14 protein-coding genes and 1 riboswitch are annotated in these 15841 nt (G+C 72.1%); of the genes, 8 read left to right on the top strand and 6 right to left on the bottom strand.

The features are described from left to right. The first annotated feature begins 161 nt into the window (after nucleotides 1-161). Nucleotides 162-656 carry a hypothetical protein gene (locus ACZ6ZP_RS26000; protein WP_383821851.1) on the top strand — a complete coding sequence of 165 codons (495 nt, stop codon included), beginning with the start codon at nucleotides 162-164 and terminating at the stop codon, nucleotides 654-656. Between the two features lie 109 nt (nucleotides 657-765). Further along, nucleotides 766-1596 (top strand): restriction endonuclease, encoded by an 831-nt coding sequence (locus ACZ6ZP_RS25995; protein WP_351166004.1) that lies wholly within the window; start codon nucleotides 766-768, stop codon nucleotides 1594-1596. A gap of 48 nt (nucleotides 1597-1644) precedes the next feature. Here the strand turns inward: ACZ6ZP_RS25995 and ACZ6ZP_RS25990 are convergent, their stop codons facing one another. Together ACZ6ZP_RS25990 and ACZ6ZP_RS25985 are read right to left on the bottom strand one after the other, a co-directional pair. Next, nucleotides 1645-2898, bottom strand: a complete 1254-nt coding sequence (locus ACZ6ZP_RS25990) for a cation:proton antiporter (protein WP_351166002.1) — start codon at nucleotides 2896-2898, stop codon at nucleotides 1645-1647. A gap of 37 nt (nucleotides 2899-2935) precedes the next feature. Next, entirely contained in the window at nucleotides 2936-3547 is a 612-nt protein-coding gene (locus ACZ6ZP_RS25985) for a flavodoxin family protein (RefSeq protein ID WP_351166000.1), read from the bottom strand. A 225-nt stretch (nucleotides 3548-3772) separates the two neighbouring features. On the opposite strand from ACZ6ZP_RS25985, the gene ACZ6ZP_RS25980 reads away from it, so the two are divergent. Then, nucleotides 3773-3901 (top strand): LPFR motif small protein, encoded by a 129-nt coding sequence (locus ACZ6ZP_RS25980; RefSeq protein WP_351165998.1) that lies wholly within the window; start codon nucleotides 3773-3775, stop codon nucleotides 3899-3901. Nucleotides 3902-3945: 44 nt separating this feature from the next. Here ACZ6ZP_RS25980 and ACZ6ZP_RS25975 read toward each other — a convergent pair whose 3' ends face one another. Then, nucleotides 3946-5157, bottom strand: coding sequence for an FUSC family protein (locus ACZ6ZP_RS25975; RefSeq protein WP_383821846.1), 1212 nt, complete (start codon nucleotides 5155-5157; stop codon nucleotides 3946-3948). 176 nt (nucleotides 5158-5333) lie between these two features. Continuing rightward, nucleotides 5334-5489: a DUF6131 family protein gene (locus tag ACZ6ZP_RS25970; RefSeq protein WP_351165994.1), complete on the bottom strand. Its 156-nt coding sequence runs from the start codon at nucleotides 5487-5489 to the stop codon at nucleotides 5334-5336. A 292-nt stretch (nucleotides 5490-5781) separates the two neighbouring features. Between ACZ6ZP_RS25970 and ACZ6ZP_RS25965 the strand changes: the two genes are divergently transcribed. Then, nucleotides 5782-6432 (top strand): YceI family protein, encoded by a 651-nt coding sequence (locus ACZ6ZP_RS25965; RefSeq protein ID WP_383821843.1) that lies wholly within the window; start codon nucleotides 5782-5784, stop codon nucleotides 6430-6432. 89 nt (nucleotides 6433-6521) lie between these two features. On the opposite strand, the gene cobN is transcribed toward ACZ6ZP_RS25965, so the two are convergent. Continuing rightward, nucleotides 6522-10118: a cobaltochelatase subunit CobN gene (gene cobN / locus ACZ6ZP_RS25960; protein WP_351166274.1), complete on the bottom strand. Its 3597-nt coding sequence runs from the start codon at nucleotides 10116-10118 to the stop codon at nucleotides 6522-6524. Nucleotides 10119-10206: 88 nt separating this feature from the next. Next, nucleotides 10207-10304: riboswitch (cobalamin riboswitch) on the bottom strand. A gap of 83 nt (nucleotides 10305-10387) precedes the next feature. On the opposite strand from cobN, the gene cobG reads away from it, so the two are divergent. The 3 genes from cobG to ACZ6ZP_RS25945 all read left to right on the top strand — a co-directional run bounded on the left by cobG (nucleotide 10388) and on the right by ACZ6ZP_RS25945 (nucleotide 13927). Beyond that, nucleotides 10388-11695, top strand: coding sequence for a precorrin-3B synthase (gene cobG / locus ACZ6ZP_RS25955; protein WP_383821840.1), 1308 nt, complete (start codon nucleotides 10388-10390; stop codon nucleotides 11693-11695). Nucleotides 11696-11768: 73 nt separating this feature from the next. Further along, complete coding sequence (locus tag ACZ6ZP_RS25950) at nucleotides 11769-12395, top strand: precorrin-8X methylmutase (RefSeq protein WP_351166272.1); 627 nt, start codon at nucleotides 11769-11771, stop codon at nucleotides 12393-12395. Then, nucleotides 12392-13927, top strand: a complete 1536-nt coding sequence (locus ACZ6ZP_RS25945) for a precorrin-2 C(20)-methyltransferase (RefSeq protein ID WP_383821837.1) — start codon at nucleotides 12392-12394, stop codon at nucleotides 13925-13927. The genes ACZ6ZP_RS25950 and ACZ6ZP_RS25945 overlap by 4 nt, the downstream gene beginning before the upstream one ends. A gap of 13 nt (nucleotides 13928-13940) precedes the next feature. Here ACZ6ZP_RS25945 and ACZ6ZP_RS25940 read toward each other — a convergent pair whose 3' ends face one another. Further along, a complete protein-coding gene (locus tag ACZ6ZP_RS25940; RefSeq protein ID WP_383821834.1) occupies nucleotides 13941-14696 on the bottom strand; it encodes a cobalt-precorrin-6A reductase in 756 nt (251 codons plus the stop codon). 11 nt (nucleotides 14697-14707) lie between these two features. Between ACZ6ZP_RS25940 and ACZ6ZP_RS25935 the strand changes: the two genes are divergently transcribed. Next, nucleotides 14708-15823 (top strand): cobalt-precorrin-5B (C(1))-methyltransferase, encoded by a 1116-nt coding sequence (locus ACZ6ZP_RS25935; protein ID WP_351165986.1) that lies wholly within the window; start codon nucleotides 14708-14710, stop codon nucleotides 15821-15823. Nucleotides 15824-15841 lie beyond the last annotated feature (18 nt).

Genomic DNA, 15841 nt, shown 5'->3' with positions numbered 1-15841 from the left:
GAGGTCACCGCTGCCGGGAAGGTGCTCGCAGACGGCGTCTGCGCGCACTCGGGCCGCCTCGCGCCCGGCGATCACCTCTGTGCGCCCCGACATCACTCGACCCGGTGGGCCTCCTCCCCGTATGCCCGCCCCGGGGCCCACCCGTGCGCCACGGTGTGGGGATGCGCCGCTGTCTGCTCGTCCTCGCCCTGGGCGCCGCCCTCACCACCTGCGGATGCACGGCCGTCCCGCCACCGTCTCCCGCACACCACCCGTCCCCCGCTCGCGCGAGCGCCGCGCCGCCGGGTCCGCCTGCGCGGCCCTCCCCCGTACGCCCCGTACAACCACCCGCCCGCGACGCCCTCGTCGACGGCCGCGAGCCCGCGCCCCGCGCCGTAGACCCGGCCCCCGCAGCGGCGGCCCGTCCCCCTACCAGCAGCCGCCCGCAGTCACCATCCCTCGCGCCCGCGCAGCCCAGCACCCGCCGCCCCGCGCAGGCCCCCACCGCGCCACCCCCGCGCCGACGAGCCCCTGCCGCGCAGCGGCCCGACCCCGGCCGAAACCCCTCAGCGGGCACACCCGGTGCGGCCGACATGGCCGCCCTGTGCGGCACGGCCGAGGAGATCGACGTCAACCCTGCCCTGACCGCGCTGTGCCGCCAGTCCTACCCGCGCTGACCTGTGCCGTGGTTCCGCGCACCAAGAGATCTTGAGCGTGTTGATCTTGGGCACACGGAGAACGACGGAGATAAGTGATCTTCGTTTTCGTCCTCCGTAAGGATGTGCAATGACCGTACCCTCGCGCCCGGTTCGACGTATGGACCGCGAACGGCGCTTCGATCTGCGGGCGACCGCCGTGTACTTCGTACTGCTCGCGATCATCCTGTGCGTCCTGGTGTTCCTGGTGCGCACCGCGGCCGACGTCGTCGAGAGCCGCCCGCTGTGGGCCGGGGCGGTCGTCGTGGTGGGCCTGGCGGTCGCGCAGTTGTGCCGGTCCAGGTGGCGTCGCTTCTCCGCCGCGAGATACGCGCGCCGTGCCGCCGCGGCGCTGGAGGAAGCAGCCGAGAAGGCGTCCGACAGCCTGGGCCCGGAGCCTCACCTCCCGGACGCGAAGCAGGCCGACCCCGGAGCGCTGGTGCCGGACGGCGAGGAGCCGACCGTCGTCCTCGGCGCGCCCGTCGAGTACGAGGATGAGTACGGGGACGAGTACGAGGATGAGCACGAGTACGCCGAGCTCGATCCCGACGGTTTCGAGCACGCCATAGCCGACCTGTGCGCCCGTGACGACTGCCGGGAGGTGGAAGTGGTGGGCGGCGCGTGCGACTTGGGCGCGGACGTCACGGCGGTCACCGCCGAGGGTCTCCGCCTCGTCATCCAGTGCAAGCGTTACGGCGACGCCAACAAGGTCGGCTCGCAGGACCTGCAGCGCTTCGGCGGGACGTGCTTCACCGTCCACGAGGCCGACGTCGCGATACTCGTCACGACGAGCGACTTCACCGCTCCCGCCCTGGAGTACGCGCAGCAGATCGGCATCGTGTGCGTCAACGGCACGGAACTGGACGCCTGGCTCGACGGCACCGGGCCCACCCCCTGGCAGGGAGCGGGCGTCGACGCCTGACCGGCCGGACCCGCACCCGCCTGCGCCGGTCCGGCTGCCGCCGTGCCGTCAGCGGGAGCCGGATCTGTCCAAACGCTTGAGCACGGGTGAGGCCGCGGCCCCGTGCAGCATCACCGACAGCAGGACGATGAACGTCACCACCGCCCACAACTCCTCCTGGAACGCCTCGAGGTCCCCCACACCCAGGGCGTACGCCAGATAGAAGACGGACCCGATCCCCCGGATGCCGAAGAAGGAGGTCACCGCGCGTTCCCCTGGCGTCGTCCGGCCCCGCAGCTGGGCGATCCAGCCCGTGAGCGGACGGATCACCAGCAGCACCAGGACGGCCGTCACCGCGCTGCCCCAGGTGAGGGCGGACAGGCCGCCGCAGGCGATGAACCCCCCGATGAGGAACAGCACACCGGCCGTGAGCAGCCGCTCGATCTGCTCCATGAAGGTGTGCATCACCACCTGGTAGCCGTGGGCGCGCTCGGCGGACCGGATCGCGCAGGCCGTCGTGAACACGGCGAGGAATCCGTAGCCGTGCAGCACCTCCGTGAGGCCGTACGAAAGGAAGGTCGCCGCCAGTGCGACGAACCCTTCCCGGTGGTCGGACAGCCGCAGCGCCTGCCAGCCCGCCCGGAAGAACATCCAGCCGAGCAGCCGCCCGACCAGCAGGCCGACCGCCACGCCGACCGTGACGCGTACCGCCACGTCGCTCCACAGCCAGTGGCCCAGCCACGCGCCCGACCAGCCCGTCTCCGAGGCGGCGAACATCGCAAGGGCCGCCAGGACCATCGGGAAGGCCAGACCGTCGTTGAGGCCCGCTTCGCCGGTGAGGGCGAAGCGCACCTCGTCCTCGTCGTGCTCGCCGTCGGTCGGCTCCCCCACCCGTACCTCCGCCGCGAGCACGGGGTCGGTCGGGGCGAGCACGGCGCCCAGGAGCAGCGCGACGGCCGGCGGCCAGCCCACCAGACCCCAGGCGACCAGGGCGGTGACCAGGACGGTCAGGGGCATGGTGATGCCCAGCAGGCGCCAGGCGGTGGACCAGGAGTGGCGGCCGAAGGGTCTGTTGATGGCCAGGCCCGCGCCCATCAGGGCCACGATCACGATCACCTCGGTGAGGTGCTCCACCCATGCCCGGTGCTGGTAGGGGTCCAGGTCGGGAAGCCCGGTGGGCAGTACGTAGACGAGGAAGCCCACGGCCAGAAAGACCATCGGCATGGACATGGGCTGCCGCGCCACCAGTCTGGGCAGGACCGCGGCGAGCAGCGCGCCGATCCCCACGCAGGCGTACCCGACGTCCGTGGCGGTCACGTCCATCTACCGGCACCTGTCCCTGTGGTCGTCCGAGGCGATGTCAGGACGCCGGGTAGGGCTTGCGGTCGAGCAGCTCGGCCAGGTGGAAGGCGTTGACCGCGAGCGTGTGCGTGGCGGAGGCGACGGCGTCGGGTGTCTTCTCGAGGTCCTGGTAGTCGGTGCCCTGCTTGGCCTCGCCGACCCAGTAGGTGACCGCTCCGGGAGCCAGCGAGAAGCCGAGGTCGTTGCAGGCCTGGAAGACGTCCGCGCTGACCTTGTGGGCGCCGTCCTCGTTGCCGACCACGGCCACCGCCGCGACCTTCCCGTACATCAGGGGCAGGCCCTCGTCGTCGGTCTCCGACATGTCGGCGTTCAGACGCTCCAGGACCCGCTGACAGATGCTCGACGGGTGCCCCAGCCAGATCGGCGTGGCCAGGAGCAGGATGTCGGCCCCCAGCACCTTCTCGCGCAGGGCCGGCCAGGCGTCCCCGTTGCCCAGGTCCACGGCGACCCCGGCGTGTACGTCGTGGTCGGCGACCCGGACCGTCTCGACCTCGACGCCCAGCTTTTCGAATTCGGCCATGACCTGGTCGGACAACGCGTGGCTGCTGGATGAAGTGGGCGATGAATTCAGGGTGCAGACCAAGGACAGTGCACGCACGGAGCGCTCCATTCGTCGGTGACGGGGTCGTTGCCCTGTGAGGCGTTCCCGTTCGGATCGACCCTAATCAAGCACGTACGGGACAGATCCGTATGACGGACTCCATTGTGAAAAACCTCCGAGGGCCGAGCCATTACGTTTCCGTCGCCGATCGCAGGGAAACCGGCAGAAGACAAGCCGTGCAGGAGTTATTGAACTGACGACGCGCACATAAAGACGTTCTATGGAGGTCCCGACATGCTGAAGGCCATTGCAGATGTTCTCCGAGCCATCGGTGGAGCCATCGCCACGGTGGTCACGCTCCCCTTCCGCGCCGTCGCGCGGCTCTTCGGCGGAGCTTCGTCCAGCGCCCACGGCCACCACTGAGAGCCGGGCCGAGAACCTGGGAGCCCATGACCCCGTCGAGGAGGTCACGCCTCCTGCCCCACGTGCCGTTGCAGCACGTCGCAGGCGTGCTGGAACTCCTCCATGAGGCGGGTGGATTCGACGACAAGGACTCCGTAGGGGCGAGCCGGGTCGGCCAGGGGAAGGCCGGCCCGGTTCGCTCCGTCGGTCACGTCGTGGCAGCACCGCCGGGCCTCGTCGGCCAACTGGCACAGCTGTCGGGCCTGCTCGGTCAGGGAGTCCTCGTCCAGTTCCCCGAGGACCTGGGCGATCCGTTCCAGGGCCTCGAGGAAGTCCGCGTAGCCGAGGAGGAAGGCCCGGTCGTCGTGCCGGCCCCCCTCCTCTTCGTGCCACTGGTGCAGGCTGCGCGTCAGCGATGCCACCTGGTACAGGGATCGTTCGAGGGCTCCCAGCACCGCTCCGTACCCCTCGAAGGAGGTCCGGCCGCGGTGTCGGCGCAGCAGTCGACGGGGGTTGAAGTACAGGCTTTCCTGCGCGGTACGGAAGCCGTCCTTCGCCTGCGTGATCAGTCCACCGGTCTGCTCGGCCCGCCAGCGCCACTGCCGGCAGCGTTCCTCGTCCAATTCGCCCTCGCGCAGCACCGGATACATGTCGCCCACCAGCTCGCCCAGGGCGATGGACAGCGAGCGAATCCCGTACTCGGCGCTGCGGTAGCGCATCGGCGGGGCCACCGTGATGTTCACGGTCACGCCGATGGCGCAGCCGATCAGGACCAGCAGGATGATCTGCCCGAGCTGGGAGAGCTTTTCGGTCGCCGATGTGGCCGAGGCATAGGTGGAGAAGGCGAAGAACGCCGCCGTGGCGACCTGCGACCCCTGCGCACCCAGCGCGGGCCAGCGCCCGATGGACAGGCCCACCAGCGCGACCAGCACGAAGGTCAGCAGGTCGGGGCCGCCCAGGAACCCCAGGGCGGCCACCATGGCCACGCCGGCCGCCACTGCCGCCAGGTAGCGCATCGACTGCAGCAGGGACTGATACACGGTCACCTGCATGATCAGCACCGCGGAGAACGGGGCGAACGCCGGGGAGGGCGCGTCGAGCAGGTAGTAGGACACCACCCAGGACAGGGTCGCGGCCAATGTGCTCTTGAGAACCAGGAGCAGCGTGTGGCGTTCGTAGCCCGGCACCCCCCGGGCCCGCTGCCACCATCGCCGCACACGCTCGAACCACCCCGGGGCCGCGGCTTCCGCTCGCGGCCCTCCGCCCTCGCCGGCCATGCACCGACTCCGTTCCGTTCAGCAGGTCATGAGCACAGCCTGCTACCCGGAGAAGCCGTCCGCATGCGGACGTCGGGCCGCGAAGGAGAACCGGGGCACACCGGAGAAATTCTTGCCGCTGCGAATACCAGGGCGTTGGCGCTTATGAAAGCCGTCCGGTTTCAATACCGGTGCGCCTACCAATAATGCTTTCGCCCGCCCACTGCGTGGCCCACGGAGCCCAGAATCCACAGGATGGCACCAATGACGACGAGGATGACGCCGATGGTCCACAGGATGGAGATTCCGGCCAGGAGACCGATGATGAGCAGGATGATTCCGAGTGCGATCATTGAGCCCTCCGACCCTCAGAATTATTTCAAGTATGCACCTTTTGGGCGCCGATGACAGCCCCGGCGCCGGGCCCCTACCGAGTGCCCTCCTGGCGTCCGTCGACGCACCATCGACGCCGTTGTGACCGTGCGTGACGCCAGGCCACCCAACCGTGCATCCACATCCGTGCCGATCTTGTGCATCTTTGCAGTCAGCAGCATGGAACCCGGACGAGACCTCCCATCTTGCTGAGCAGCACCGGTCGACGGCGTGATAACACGGAGTGATCAAATCCAAGGAGACGACGACATCATGGGTATCTTCAGCCGTCGCCAGACCGCGACCCTCGAGCCGACGCCGTCGGGCGCCGGTTCGCCCTTTTCCACGGCCGACGGAGCCGCGCTCGACCCGGCGCTGCGTGCGCTGACCGGGCAGTGGACCATCGACCGACCGCACAGCCGCATCGGGTTCTCCGTGCGGCACGCGATGGTCACGACGGTGCGAGGTGCCTTCGCCGACTACGACAGCACGCTGTACTTCGACGGCGCCCGGCCCTCCGAGTCGCGGGCCGAGATCGTCATCCGGATCGCCAGCGTCGACACGGGTGTGGAGCAGCGCGACGCGCACCTGATAGGCGCCGACTTCTTCGACGCGCGCCGCCACCCGGAGATGTCGTTCCGCAGCACCTCCACCGTCCATGAGGGCGGCGAGACCTTCCGCATGGCGGGGGACCTGACCATCCGCGGTGTGTCCAGGCCCGTCGAGCTGCAGCTCGACTACCTCGGCTCGGTCGTGGACCCGTTCGGCTTCGAGAGAGCCGGCTTCGACGGCACCACCACCATCGACCGCACCGACTGGGGCCTGGTCTACAACCAGCGCCTGGAGACGGGCGGCGCCATGGTGAGCGAGAAGGTCCGCCTCCAGTTCGACATCTCCGCGATCCGCGCCACCCCCCAGGCGTAGCCGCCCACCGCAGGGAACGGGGAGGGCCCCATCCCGACGACACCGGGATGGGGCCCTCTCGTGCGCCGGCCCTCAGGCCGGGCCGGTGCTCAGTCCTCGCCCTCCAGATTGCCTTCCGTCTCCAAGTACGCCTGCCGCAGCGCCTCGAGCACCGCCGGATCGGGCTTGGCCCACATGCCGCGGGACTCGGCCTCCAGGAGACGCTCGGCGATGCCGTGCAGGGCCCAGGGGTTGGCCTGCTGGAGGAACTCGCGGTTGGTCGGGTCCAGGACGTACGTCTCGGTGAGCTTGTCGTACATCCAGTCGGCGACCACGCCCGTCGTCGCGTCGTAACCGAAGAGGTAGTCGACCGTGGCGGCGAGCTCGAAGGCCCCCTTGTAGCCGTGGCGGCGCATCGCCTCGATCCACTTGGGGTTGACCACCCGGGCCCGGAAGACGCGGGAGGTCTCCTCGACCAGGGTGCGGGTGCGCACCGTCTCGGGGCGCGTGGAGTCGCCGATGTACGCCTCCGGGGCGCTGCCCTTGAGCGCCCGGACGGTGGCCACCATGCCGCCGTGGTACTGGAAGTAGTCGTCCGAGTCGGCGATGTCGTGTTCGCGGGTGTCGGTGTTCTTCGCCGCGACCTCGATGCGCTTGTAGGCCGTTTCCATCTCCTCGCGCGCCGGACGCCCGTCGAGCTCACGGCCGTACGCGTAACCGCCCCACACCGTGTAGACCTCGGCGAGGTCGGCGTCGGTGCGCCAGTCGCGGGAGTCGATCAGCTGGAGCAGGCCCGCGCCGTAAGTGCCGGGGCGCGATCCGAAGATGCGGGTGGTGGCGCGGCGTTCGTCGCCGTGGGCCGCCAGGTCGGCCTGGGCGTGGGCGCGGACGTAGTTCGCCTCGTCGGGCTCCTCCAGCGAGGCGGCCAGGCGCACCGCGTCGTCCAGGAGGCCGATGGTGTGCGGGAAGGCGTCGCGGAAGAAGCCACTGATGCGCAAGGTGACGTCGATGCGCGGGCGGCCCAACTCCTCGGCGGGGATGACCTCCAGGCCGGTGACACGGCGCGAGGCGTCGTCCCAGACCGGGCGGATGCCAAGGAGGGCGAGGGCTTCGGCGATGTCGTCACCGGCGGTGCGCATCGCGCTCGTGCCCCACAGGGACAGGCCCACCGAGGTCGGCCAGTCGCCGTTGTCGGTGCGGTAGCGCTCGAGGAGCGAGTCGGCAAGCGCCTGGCCGGTCTCCCACGCCAGGCGCGAGGGCACCGCCTTGGGGTCGACGGAGTAGAAGTTGCGGCCGGTCGGCAGGACGTTGACCAGGCCGCGCAGCGGGGAGCCGGAGGGGCCCGCGGGAACGAAGCCGCCCTCCAACGCGTGGACGGCGTGGTCCAGTTCGTCGGTCGTGGCCGCCAGGCGCGGGACGACCTCGCGGGCAGCGAAGTCGAGGATGTCGGCGACCGACTGCGGGTGCCCCTGGGCCACGCCCGCCACGGCGTCCGGGGCCCAGTCGGCGTCCTCCATCGCCTGGACCAGGGCGCGGGCCTGCTCCTCGACCGCGTCGGCGCTGGTGCGGGTGGCGGCCGACTCGTCCAGGCCCAGCGCCTCGCGCAGGCCGGGAAGCGATGCCGTGCCACCCCAGATCTGCCGGGCGCGCAGGATCGCCAGGACCAGGTTGACGCGGTCGGCGCCGGCCGGGGCGCCGCCCAGGACGTGCAGACCGTCGCGGATCTGCGCGTCCTTGATCTCACAGAGCCAGCCGTCGAGATGCATGATGAACTCGTCGAAGCCCTCGTCCTCGGGGCGGCCTTCGAGCCCCAGGTCGTGGTCGAGCTTGGCGGCCTGGATCAGGGTCCAGATCTGCGCGCGGATCGCCGGCAGCTTCGCCGGGTCCATGGAGGCGATCTGGGCGTGCTCGTCCAGGAGTTGTTCGAGGCGCGCGATGTCGCCGTAGCTGTCCGCGCGGGCCATCGGCGGTACGAGGTGGTCCACGAGGGTGGCGTGCACGCGCCGCTTGGCCTGCGTGCCCTCCCCCGGGTCGTTGACCAGGAACGGGTAGATCAGCGGCAGGTCGCCGAGCGCGGCGTCGGGGCCGCAGGCGGCGGACAGGCCCGCGTTCTTGCCCGGCAGCCATTCCAGGTTGCCGTGCTTGCCCAGGTGGATCATCGCGTCGGCGCCGAAGCCGTTGTCGTCGGCGGAGGCGGCGATCCAGCGGTAGGCGGCCAAGTAGTGGTGCGAGGGCGGCAGATCGGGGTCGTGGTAGATCGCGATCGGGTTCTCGCCGAAGCCGCGCGGCGGCTGGATGAGGATGAGCAGGTTGCCGCGGCGCAGGGCGGCCAGGACGATGTCGCCCTCCGGGTTGCGCGAGCGGTCCACGAACATCTCGCCGGGGGCGGGGCCCCAGTGCTGCTCCACCGACTCGCGCAGCTCGGCGGGGAGCGTGGCGTACCAGCGGCGGTAGTCGGCCGCCGGGATGCGCACGGGGTTGCGGGCCAGCTGCTCCTCGGTGAGCCACTCCTGGTCGTGGCCGCCCGCCTCGATCAGCGCGTAGATCAGCTCGTCGCCGTCGCCGGAGGCCAGGCCGGGCACCTCCTCCGTGCCGAAGTCGTAGCCCTCGTCCCGCAGTCGGCGCAGCAGGGACACGGCGCTGGCGGGGGTGTCCAGACCCACCGCGTTGCCGATGCGCGAGTGCTTGGTCGGGTAGGCGGACAGGACGAGCGCGATGCGCTTGTCGGCGGCCGGGATGTGGCGAAGGCGCGCGTGGCGCACGGCGATGCCGGCCACGCGGGCGGCGCGCTCGGCGTCGGCGACGTACGCGGGAAGTCCGTCCTCGTCGATCTCCTTGAACGAGAACGGCACCGTGATCAGCCGGCCGTCGAACTCGGGGACCGCGATCTGGCTCGCGGCGTCCAGCGGGGACACGCCCTCGTCGTTGTCCTCCCAGTCGCTGCGGGAGCTGGTCAGGCACAGCGCCTGGAGGATGGGCACGTCCAGGCCGCTGAGGGCGCCGGCGTCCCAGGACTCGTCGTCGCCGCCCGCCGATGCCTCGGCGGGACGCGTGCCGCCCGCCGCCAGGACCGTGGTCACGATCGCGTCGGCGGCGCGCAGTTCGTCGATGAGTTCGGGTTCGGGGGCGCGCAGCGAGGCGACGTACAGCGGCAGCGGGCGCGCACCTGCGTCCTCGATGGCACTGCACAGGCCCTCGATGAAGGCGGTGTTGCCGCTCATGTGGTGGGCGCGGTAGTACAGCACCGCGATGGTCGGTCCCTCGGCCTGGCGGGCGGTGCGCTCCAGCGGGCCCCAGGAGGGCGCCGGGGCGGGCGGTTCGAAGCCGTGACCGGTGAGCAGGACGGTGTCGGAGAGGAACCGGGCCAGCTGCTCCAGGTTGTCCGGTCCGCCGTGGGCCAGGTAGGCGTGGGCCTCGGCGGCGATGCCGATGGGCACGGTCGATGCGGCCATCAGCTGGGCGTCGGGGGCCTGTTCGCCGGTGAGGACGACCACGGGGCGTCCGGCGGCCACGACTTGGTCCAGGCCTTCCTGCCAGGCGCGTACGCCGCCCAGGAGGCGTACGACGACCAGGTCGGCGCCGTCCAGGAGCTGCGGAAGGTCCTCGAGCGGGAGCCGGGAGGGGTTCGCGTGGCGGTAGGCGACCGGGCCGCCGGCGGCGCGGGCGCTGAGCAGGTCGGTGTCGGACGTCGACAGGAGCAGGATCATGCGGCGTCGGGCCTTCCTCGGGGTGTCCACGCCCCGGGTGGTGTCGATGGCGTCTCCCCTGCTCGAGCGGACGAGAGCTCGGGGAAGGGAGTTCCTGGCTCGCCCGGCGGCTGCACCGGGCTCACAGTGGCGGGACCGCGCCGGAATCGCACCGGGCTTCCTCCCCTTGTCGCCGTCTGTGGCGACGACGGGCCGGCTGGCCCGTCGCTAGGAATACTAAGGGCCGATCAACTACTGGGGGGCAGGCGGACCTGCTGCAATGGGTCGGTATGCTCGCCGCCATGCCCCCATCGGTCCCCCCGCCCGCACTCTCGGGAGACGCGTCTGCCCGCGGCCGCGGTGACGCCTGCCCCGGCACGCTGCGGCTGCACCGGGCGGACGACGGGGCGCTGGCCCGCGTGCGCATCCCCGGTGGCCTGCTGACCGCGGGACAGGCCGACGTGCTGCGCGAGGTGGCACAGCGGCTGGGAGACGGCGAGTTGCATCTCACATCGCGCGGCAATGTGCAGCTGCGCGGACTGCCCGCGGACGGCGGCGGCGAACTGGCTTCCCTGCTGGGCGAATCGGGGCTTTTGCCCTCCGAGCGCCACGAGCGGGTACGCAACGTGGTGGCCTCCCCCCTCTCGGGACTCGACGGCCGCGGTGAGCAGGACATCCGCCCCTGGCTGTCCGCCCTCGACGAGCTGCTGTGCGCCGGCGCCCGGACCGCCGCCCTGTCCGGCCGGTTCTTGTTCGCCCTCGACGACGGCCGCGGCGACGTCGGGGCCCTCGGCGGCGACGTGACGCTGACGGCGCGGGGCACGGAGCACGCGCTGCTACGGATCGGCCCGGCCCACGACGCCCTCCTGATCCAGGCCGCGCAGGCGCCGCAGGCCGCCCTCATCGCGGCCGAGACCTTCCTGGAGCAGGCACCCGACGGGAGTGCCTGGCGGGTGACGGACCTGCCCGACGGCACCGGACCCCTGCTGGAGGCGGTCGTACGTCGCCTGCGGCAGGCCGGGTTCAGCCCCGCGCCCATCACCGAACCGCTCCCCCAGGAAGCGGACGAGCCCGCGCTCGGCATCGTGCCCGGCCCCCTCGGCACGGCCGCGCTCTCCATCGGCCTGCCGCTGGGCTCCATCAGCTCCCCCCAGTGGCAGACCCTGACGGACACCGCCCGCCATCACGGCGTCGGCGAGCTGCGGCTGACCCCCTGGCGCGGCGTCGTCCTGCCGGGCGTCGCACGGCGCGAGGCCGCGCGACTCCTGGCGGACCTGGGGGCCGCGGGCCTGATCACCGGCCCCGACTCCCCCTGGACCGGCGTGGGCGCCTGCATCGGCCGGCCCGGCTGCGCCAAGGCGCTGGACGACGTACGCGCCACGGCGACGGCCGCGTCGGGCCCCGTGGGGGCGCTGCCCGTGTACTGGTCCGGGTGCGAACGCCGGTGCGGTCACCCCCATGGGGAGTGGATCGACGTCGTCGCCACCCCCGACGGGCATCAGATCTCTCACGTACACGGCGAGAAACGCGACACTCCGGCGAGCATCCCGGGCAGTCCGGGCGCACTCGCCGCCGCCGTGGCAGCGGCCCGCGGCTGACGCGCCGCATGAACACATGAACAACCCTGCAACACTTGACTGTTCCATGCCCTATCAAGAGAGCGAACGCACTGTGCATCAGTACGAGAAGGACGGACCGGCGATCTACCGCCAGTCCTTCGCCACGATCCGCGCGGAGGCGGATCTGTCGGGCCTGCCCGCCGACGTGAGCCAGGTCGCGGTCCGCATGATCCACGCCTGCGGCATGGTCGACCTCGTACGCGACCTCGCTTTCACCCCGCAGGTGGTGGCGCGGGCCCGCGAGGCGCTGCGCGCGGGCGCCCCCATCCTGTGCGACGTGGCCATGGTCGCCAGCGGTGTCACCCGCAAGCGGCTGCCCGCCGACAACGACGTGGTGTGCACGCTGTCCGACCCGGCGGTGCCCGGCCTCGCGGCCGAGCTCGGCACCACCCGCAGCGCCGCCGCCCTGGAACTGTGGCGCGATCGGATGGAAGGTGCGGTCATAGCCGTCGGCAACGCGCCCACCGCCCTCTTCCGCCTCCTCGAAATGATCGAGGAGGGCGCACCGCGCCCCGCCGCCGTCATCGGGGTGCCCGTCGGCTTCGTCGGCGCCATGGAGTCCAAGGACGCCCTGGCCGCGCACCCCTCCGGCCTGGAACACATGATCGTGCGGGGCCGCCGGGGCGGCAGCGCCATCGCGGCCGCCGCACTCAACGCGATCGCCAGCGAGGAAGAATGAGCGTGAGCGAGCACACCACGGACCGGCTGAGCGAGCACGCCACGGGTCGGCTCTACGGCGTCGGGCTCGGCCCCGGCGACCCGTCCCTCATGACCCTGCGAGCGGTGGAAACCATCGCCCAGGCCGATGTCGTCGCCTACCACAGCGCCCGGCACGGACGCTCCATCGCGCGGTCCATCGCGGCCAAGCACCTGCGCGCCGACCACATCGAAGAAGCCCTCGTCTACCCCCTCACCACGGAGACCACCGACCACCCCGGTGGCTACCGGGGCGCGATGGAGGACTTCTACACCGAGGCGGCGGCCCGCCTCGCGGTGCACCTGGACGCCGGCCGCACCGTCGCCGTACTGGCCGAGGGCGACCCGCTCTTCTACGGCTCGTACATGCACATGCACAAGCGGCTCGCCGACCGCTACCCCACCGAGGTGATCCCCGGCGTCACCTCCGTCAGCGCCGCGGCCGCCCGCCTCGGCACCCCGCTCGCCGAGGGCGAGGAAGTGCTGACCATCCTGCCCGGCACCCTGCCGGAGGACGAGCTGACCGCCCGGCTGGCCGCCACCGACGCCGCGGTCGTGATGAAGCTGGGCCGCACCTTCCCCGCGGTGCGCCGCGCCTTCGAGAACTCCGGACGCCTGCCCGAGGCCCACTACGTCGAGCGCGCCACCATGGCCGGTGAGCGCATCGACGAGCTCGCCGCGGTCGACCCGGAGTCCGTGCCGTACTTCGCGGTAGCCGTCCTGCCCAGCCGCATCGACGCCCCCCGGCCCGAGCGCGCCCCGGACGCCGGCGAGGTGGCCGTGGTCGGCACCGGTCCCGCCGGGCCGCTGTGGCTCACGCCCGAGACCCGCGGCGTGCTGGCCGCGGCCGACGACCTGGTCGGCTACACCACCTACCTCGACCGGGTGCCGGTCCGCCCGGGGCAGGTGCGCCACGGCTCCGACAACAAGGTCGAGTCGGAGCGCGCCGAGTTCGCCCTGGATCTCGCCCGGCGCGGCCGACGCGTGGCCGTGGTCTCCGGCGGCGACCCGGGCGTCTTCGCCATGGCGACGGCCGTCCTGGAGGTCGCCTCGCAGAAGCAGTACGCGGACCTGCCGGTCCGGGTGCTTCCGGGAGTGACGGCGGCCAACGCGGCCGCCGCCCGCGCGGGCGCCCCGCTGGGCCACGACTACGCGACGATATCGCTCTCCGACCGGCTCAAGCCCTGGGAGGTCATCGCGGAGCGGCTGCGGTCGGCGGCCGCCGCCGACCTGGTGCTCGCGCTGTACAACCCCGGCTCCCGCAGCCGCACCTGGCAGGTCGGCAAGGCCCGCGACCTGCTGCTCGAACACCGCTCGCCGGACACTCCCGTGGTGTTGGGCCGCGACGTCGGCGGACCGGCCGAGAGCGTGCGCACCGTGCGCCTCGCCGACCTCGATCCGGCCGAGGTCGACATGCGCACGATCCTGCTGGTGGGGTCCTCGCAGACCCGCTGGGAGCAGCGCGGCGACGGCCGGCAGATCGTGTGGACGCCCCGCCGCTACCCCGAGGACTGAGCCTCCGGTCGCGCTAGGTCTGGCTGCCGCCGCGTGCGCGCAGCCAGGCCAGCGCCTCCTGCGGGGTTCCGGCCACCGCCACGCCTTGAGGCACCGGCGGCCGGCGCACCACGACCACCGGGATCCCCGCCTCGCGAGCCGCGGCCAGCTTGGGCGCGGTCGCGGCCCCGCCGCTGTCCTTCGTGACGACGACGTCGATGCGATGGCGGCGGATCAGCTCGCACTCCCCCTCCAAGGTGAACGGGCCGCGGTCGAGCAGCACCTCCATGCGCGCGGGGTGCGGCGCGTCGGGGGCGTCCACCGAACGCATCAAGAACCACAGCCGGTCCAGATCGGCGAAGGCGGCAAGGCCCATGCGCCCCGTGGTCAGGAAGACCCGCTCGCCCAGCGCGGGCAGCGCCCGTGCCGCCTCGGCCAGGGAACCGACCGGGTGCCAGGCATCGCCCTCGCCCGGCACCCAGCCGGGCCGTCGCAGCGCCAGCAGGGGAACATGGGCAGCGGCGGCGGCAGCGGCCGCATTGAAACTGATCGTCTCGGCGAAAGGATGGGTGGCATCGATGAGCGCGCTCACCCGGTGCGTACGCAGCCACGCGGCAAGGCCGTCGGCTCCGCCGAAGCCGCCCACGCGCACCTCGCCCGGCGGCAGCTTCGGGCTCGCCACCCGTCCGGCCAGGGAGCTGGTCACCTTCGCGGCGGCGGGCAGCGTGTCCACCAAGGCCTCGGCGAGGCGGCGGGCCTCCGTCGTCCCGCCCAGTACCAGAACGTGCATCGGATCCATCCATGAGTGAGGCGAAAGGCGGGCGCAGCGCCCAACTCAAGCACACCGGGCTGCGGCCCGGCTGGACGACCGGTGCCTGCGCCACCGCCGCGGCCACCGCCGCCTACACCGCCCTGCTCAGCGGCGACTTCCCCGACCCGGTGACCATCACCCTGCCCAGGGGACAGACACCGGCCTTCGCCCTGGCCGTCGAGGAACTGACCGAGGGGCGGGCGACAGCGGGCGTGGTCAAGGACGCGGGCGACGATCCCGACGTGACGCACGGCGCCCTGGTGCGGGCCGGTGTGCGGCGGCTGGCGCCCGGTTCGGGCGTGGTCTTCAAGGCGGGGCCCGGCGTGGGCACGGTCACCCTGCCCGGCCTGCCGCTCGAGGTCGGCGAACCCGCGGTCAACCCCGTGCCGCGCCAGATGATCCGCGACCACATCGCACGGGTCGCCGCCGAGCACGGGGGCTCGGGCGACGTCGAGGTCACCGTCTCCGTGGACCACGGCGAGGAGATCGCCCGCTCCACCTGGAACCCGCGCCTGGGCATCCTGGGCGGTCTGTCGATCCTGGGCACCACCGGCATCGTGGTGCCCTACTCCTGCTCGGCGTGGATCGACTCGATCCGCCGCGGCGTGGACGTGGCACGCGCCGCGGGCCACACACACGTGGCGGGCTGCACCGGCTCGACCTCGGAGAAGACGGTGGTGGCCGAGTACGGGCTCCCGGAGATCGCCCTGCTGGACATGGGCGACTTCGCGGGCGCGGTCCTCAAGTACGTGCGCCGGCACCCGGTGGACCGCCTCACGGTGTGCGGCGGCTTCGCCAAGCTGTCGAAACTCGCCGCCGGGCACCTCGACCTGCACTCGGCCCGCTCCCAGGTCGACAAGCCCTTCCTGGCCGAGCTGGCCCGCCGGGGCGGCGCGGACGAGGCCCTGGCGGCCGAGGTGGCAGGAGCCAACACGGGCCTGGCCGCACTCCAGTTGTGCCAGGCCCGCGGCATCCCTCTCGGGGACCTGGTGGCCGTGGCCGCCCGCGACGAGGCCCTGTCGGTCCTGCGGGGCGCGCCGGTCGCCGTGGACGTCATCTGCATCGACCGGGCGGGCACGGTCGTGGGGCGCAGCAGCGTGCGCTGAGCCACGCTTCCAGCCGAG

It is taken from the genome of Streptomyces sp. NPDC054047, assembly GCF_055585065.1.
The sequence above is the reverse complement of the archived record's forward strand: the minus strand, read 5'-3'. Positions and strand labels throughout refer to the sequence as shown.